The organism is Bacteroidales bacterium, from assembly GCA_029210725.1.
Taxonomy (GTDB): domain Bacteria; phylum Bacteroidota; class Bacteroidia; order Bacteroidales.
Genome location: JARGFM010000060.1, coordinates 1 through 5389 on the forward strand (window position 1 = coordinate 1; position 5389 = coordinate 5389).

A 5389-nucleotide genomic window follows, 5' to 3' on the forward strand; every position below is an offset into this window, starting at 1 on the left:
AAAGGATTTGGTATGAATGAAACTTTGCCTGGAGAAAGCTCAATTGAGATTGCGATGTAGTATCTTGGTTTGAAAATAGGAATGAAAAAACCCGGATTTTGGAGTTTATGAATTAATCAGGTTAGAAAGGTAATTCCTTCTTGTTTACTTAAATAAGGGTAATCAAAAATATTTAATGATTTTGCTTTTTGAAGGTATGCAAGTGCAGCTTCATTTGAAGTTTGGGTATTTGATAAAGAACGTATTACCATTGCCTTCAGCATATAGTCTTCTTCAGTTGCCACACCCGCATTTATATTTTTATCTACCAACTCCTCACAAGAACGCAAATGTCTGCTATTGTATTCTAAGATAGCAGTGTAGGTATTTACCATCGACATTTTTTGATGATACTCAGGACTATTATATATTCTGTCTTTTGTTCCACCTGCATTTAGAATTCTATTTATAAGTTCTGGGTGTGAATCTCCTCCATAAAGCGCATTATAATCTCCAGTTAGAATTGAGTACTCGCCAATTTTCGTTAGTGCAGAGGCATATGCAGATGGGGCTATATCTTTGGATTTCATGACAAGAATTGTAGCTTTATCTGCTTCTTCTTCCTGTTCTTTGCTATATGCTGCACCCAATTTTTAACGACGGAGTAGATCACTACCACCCACCGGCAAAAAACGCTACCAATACTTTTGGGTTATAACAATTTATCCAATTTCGGGCATTGAAAAAGAAGAACGATGCCTGGAACTTTCACTTGCCGTCATTGTGGTAAGACCTTACCACGTAATCCCAGCTTGAAGAAGAACGAGAAGCAGTCATTTTGTAATGCTTCGGAATGCAAACAGGCCAAGAAGAGTGCCAGGAAAAAGGTACGTTACCATACAGACCCTTCCTTTCGCCAGCAACATTTGGATCGGCAGAAATTATGGCGATCAAATCGTCCGGCGCATGAATATCAGAAACAATACAGGGAGTCCCATCCGGAGTATGTAGAACTCAATCGCGAGTTACAAGCCGGGCGTAATAGCAGACGTAAGAGAGGAACTACTCCAATGATTGTAAATGGGACCCCGTTATCTCTGCAGACCAGTAATGACAATGCTTATGCGATTATTAGTGTAAATAGGGAAAAGATTGTAAATGGGACCCCGTTCCTGGCCCAAATGCAGATTATAACTGGGAAAGAGGCTTTTTTTCAATAAATCGGCAACTGATTGTAAATGGGACCCCGATTGCACAGGCCAAGCCAGCCCCCTACTTTTACCGGCATCAAAAACACCAGCCTATGCTTCCGAGAATAGAAATCATCCCCACCCTTGCTTTGGACCTCTCCTTATCCGAGTTGCGGATAATGAATGTAACCCGTATTGAACAGATTAAGCAGTCGATGCGCCATCAGGGGCAGTTACAGCCTATCATTGTACGCGTGTATGAGGGCGGATATCAGGTCATTGATGGATTTAAAAGGGTTTATATTGCCATGGACCTGATGATCGAGGATATGGAGTGCTATCTGGTGGATGTTGATGAACAGGCGGCCAAGGTTTTAATATTGAGCTACAACCGTACGAACCAATCAATGGAGGTATTGGAAGAAGCGATGGTTTTGAAGTCCATGTTGGAGGGTGGTACCCTGGAACAGCGTCACCTGGCCAGGTTGATTGCCCGGAGTCCCTCGTGGGTTAGCCGGCGCTTGTCTTTGATCGGCAGGCTGGATGAGGCGGTAGCCACAGAGATCCGCATGGGCACGATCACCAGCAGCCATGCTCGCGCTTTGATGCGGTTGCCGCGCGGCAATCAGGCAGAACTTGTGGGTGTGATCAGTCATTTTCATTTATCGACCCGCTTGAGTGAGCGTCTGGTTGACGCCTGGCTGGAGGCTGAAGATGAAGATGAGAAGGATTTTATCCTGTCCCATCCTGAGCATTTTCTGTGGAATCAGCATGACTTGCCGGATCAGTCTTATGATGACCGGCTGAGTGCTTATGGCAATGAGTTGATGCAGTATGTGATGAATATATGGCCGCGACTTGAAGTAGTCAGGATGACCCTTGAGGACCGCCGTTTTGGAGATCTTGACCATCGTGAGCAAGAGATCATCTATCCTTTTCTAACAGAGCTAAATGGTCTGTCAGAGAAAATCATATGCCTAACCAGTGAATTACAAATCGAAAAACCGCAATAGGATGAAAGACAATCAAACAGAGAACAAGGTAGTCACACTTCATAGACTGGGCTGGTCGATCCGCCGTATCGCGCGTGAGCTGCATATCTCCCGTGAGCGGGTCCACCGGATAGTGGCCTCAAACTCGGATAAACGTGATACCACCCAGGAAGGTCAGATTAAGCAGAAAACCGATCGGGTAAGCAAGCTGGATCCGTATAAGAGTTACATTGGTGATCTGCTGGAGAAATACCCTAATATCACGGGACAGCGGGTTTTTGAGCATCTTCAGGAGAAGGGTTTTGATGGCGGGATAACGATTGTTCGTGACTATGTGAAATCGATCCGTGAGGTGGGCTCAAAAACGCCGGTGCGTATGGTAGAAACGCTACCAGGCCAGCGGGCCTCCCATGTGGCCCACCTGGTGGTTAACCAGGAGTCCTGTGTACAGTGGAAAGGATATCTGTATGTCGTGCCACAGAAGTACATTTATGAGCTCTGCCCGGTACGTATCACTGAGAAAGAGTTGATCGTATACTCTTCGGATGGCAAGCAGCTGGTCGTGCATCCCCTGGCAAAGAGTGGACAGAAGGGCCGGTATGTGGGAGTACACCAGAAAAGGGGGAAGAAGCCTGATCTTCCTATCTCGGATGTGATATCCCGCCTTGAAAGCTTTGCGCCAGAAATGGCAAGGTATATCGAACAGTTAAAGCAGCATAAACCTCATTCCTGGGGATCCCACCTGCGAAGGCTGCTGGCCCTGAAGATAAACTACCACACGCAAGATATTATGCTGGCCGTTAACAGGGCGCAGGATTACAATGTTTATGAGGCGGGAGATATCGAAGGGTTCTTGAAGAACAACTCCGAGTCTCGCTACAGCACCCGATTATCCATTAAACCCAGAAGTAACGATCACTACAATGAGTACTAAGAGAATAAATCCGACACAAAAGCAGAGCGAGCTGTTCACCAATAACTGCCGCTATTTGAAGCTTCAGCATTTAGGTGGGCAGTACCAGCAGATGATCGATAAGGCCCATGAACAAACAATGGGATACTTTGATTTTATCAATGAGGTAGTCCTCACAGAGGCCGCAGCCACCAGGCAGCGGCGAGTAAAGAACCTGATCAAGAACAGTCATTTGCCCCAGCCCCTGAAGATGATCCCCGGCTTTGATTTTGACTTCCAGCCCGATCTGGATCGCCGTCTGGTCATGGACCTGGCTACATTGGAATTTATGGAACGCAATACTTCTGTAGTGTTCCTGGGTTCTAACGGCACAGGTAAGAGTCATCTGGCTCAGAGCCTGGCTTTACTGGCCTGTCAGAAAGAGTACAGAACCTATTACACCACCTTAAGCAGCCTGATCAGTGATCTGAATACCGGTGTGTATGAAAAGACCCTGGAAAAGAGAATGAGGAAATATATTAACCCTGAACTGCTCGTCATTGATGAAATGGGACATGACCGCCTGGAATTAAAGCTGGTTAAGGAAGCACACCTGCTGTTCAAGGTGATCAACAAACGCTATAATGATGATAAGCCGTTGATCTTTACTTCCAATGTCGAAAAAGAGCTCTGGCCGGAGTTCCTGGGCGATCCTATCACCACATCGGCCATACTGGATCGCATCTTCCATCACTCAGTGATCGTGGAGATCAAAGGACCCAGTTACCGGGAATATCAAGGGAAACTACTGCAGGAACAGTATGGGGAAAAGAAGAATGAAAAGCCCGGTAAAACGAAATCGGGATAAATACAATCCGATAAATCTCAACAGACAAAAGGCACCAGCGATCGTTGGAGCCTTTTGTCTTTATAGCGAGCAAGCTAATAATCAACCATGTACGCACGCGTTACTTATAAGCCAAGACTACAATCGAGGTTAGAATATGTTGCACGTTTTATGTTGGAAAATGAAACCGGAAATCTTCACCGGAATTACAATAAAACACCCCTCTGGAAATCCACTTCAAATCAGCAACACAAAAGGGTGGTAACAATATGTTCAATTTGCTGGTAGCTGTTTAGTCCGGGGTTAAAAGCTGAGCAGCTCTATGGTAAAGTTCTGGGAATAAAGGGGCTTATCTCTTACGAGGGAGCCACTGGAAAACAGCTGGAAGCTGATTTCATGAACGCTATTGAAGCATATTTAGCCGATTGCAAACTGGATCGTGTTGCACCGGAGAAACCTTTTAAAGGAAGCTTCAACGTACGCATATCACCAAAGCTTCATAGAAAGGCAGCCTTGCTGGCAATGGAGGAAAAATCTTCCTTGAATAGTTTTGTTGCGGAATCCATCCGTGAAAGGATCATTAAAGAAAGCGGAGACTAAAAAAAAAGAACTCCCTTCAGTAATGGAAGGAAGTTCCGTTTTGTCGGGATCTACTACACGAAGTTCTAACCTTTTACGAGGGAGAAAAAGGTTGCTCGGGTTGATTTTTTGGAGGCTTCAGGCTGATCTTCAAAGAATATCTCTCGTATTCGGGCAAGCTCCCCGGAAAGTTGAAGCCTTTATGCGCCCTGCGGAGCAGGGCGGGCGGGGTGGCAGGTGTTCGGGGGGGCTGCCGCCCCGCCTCTATCTGCGTCTTTGTTTCTGCCTCCTTCAGAGATATGTCTGCCTGCTATGATATTTGGTGTAGTTAATTCCACCTGTATTGTTTGGGCAAGACAACTGTGTATCGCTTAAAGAAGATAATTCCAGCTTAACATACATTTCTCAAACAGAAGATAAACTTATTGAACGGGGAATCCTGATATAAAGGGACCGAAAAATGATGATTCCCTTCATTAACACTAAAAACATACAACATGGCCAATAGTGATAATAATACCATGATCCCTGATGAAGTGATCATGAAAAAGATCTATTTATTACGGGGATCGAAAGTGATGATGGATCGGGATCTGGCGGAACTTTATGAGATAGAAACCAAACAATTAAAAAGGGCTGTTAGGAGAAACATCAATAGATTTCCTGAAGATTTCATGTTTGAACTGAGCCTAGAAGAATTTAATGACTTGAGGAGCCAATTTGGCACCTCAAGTTGGGGTGGCCCCAGATATATCCCTATGGCTTTCACAGAACATGGAGTTATTATGCTAGCCAGTGTTTTAAACAGCGAAAGGGCTATTCAGGTGAATATTCAAATAGTGAGAGTGTTCACCAAAATGCGTGAGATATTAAACTCTCATAACGAATTATTGCTTAAGCTTGAGAAAAT

The 5389-nt window shown here is 44.8% G+C and carries 6 protein-coding genes; 5 read left to right on the plus strand and 1 reads right to left on the minus strand.

Annotated features, from left to right (window positions below; all coding sequences use genetic code 11):
• Window positions 1-116: 116 nt before the first annotated feature.
• Window positions 117-629 carry a hypothetical protein gene (locus tag P1P86_16505; protein MDF1576788.1) on the minus strand — a complete coding sequence of 171 codons (513 nt, stop codon included), beginning with the start codon at window positions 627-629 and terminating at the stop codon, window positions 117-119.
• A gap of 653 nt (window positions 630-1282) precedes the next feature.
• Here P1P86_16505 and P1P86_16510 point away from each other — a divergent pair.
• From P1P86_16510 to P1P86_16530, 5 genes are all read left to right on the plus strand, one after another.
• Window positions 1283-2182, plus strand: a complete 900-nt coding sequence (locus P1P86_16510; protein ID MDF1576789.1) for a ParB/RepB/Spo0J family partition protein — start codon at window positions 1283-1285, stop codon at window positions 2180-2182.
• Window position 2183: 1 nt separating this feature from the next.
• Window positions 2184-3095 (plus strand): helix-turn-helix domain-containing protein, encoded by a 912-nt coding sequence (locus P1P86_16515; GenBank protein MDF1576790.1) that lies wholly within the window; start codon window positions 2184-2186, stop codon window positions 3093-3095.
• Window positions 3085-3921: an IS21-like element helper ATPase IstB gene (istB, locus tag P1P86_16520; protein ID MDF1576791.1), complete on the plus strand. Its 837-nt coding sequence runs from the start codon at window positions 3085-3087 to the stop codon at window positions 3919-3921. The genes P1P86_16515 and istB overlap by 11 nt, the downstream gene beginning before the upstream one ends.
• A 375-nt stretch (window positions 3922-4296) precedes the next feature.
• Complete coding sequence (locus P1P86_16525) at window positions 4297-4500, plus strand: toxin-antitoxin system HicB family antitoxin (protein MDF1576792.1); 204 nt, start codon at window positions 4297-4299, stop codon at window positions 4498-4500.
• A 476-nt stretch (window positions 4501-4976) separates the two neighbouring features.
• On the plus strand, window positions 4977-5389 hold a 413-nt coding region (locus tag P1P86_16530), incomplete at its 3' end, for an ORF6N domain-containing protein (protein ID MDF1576793.1).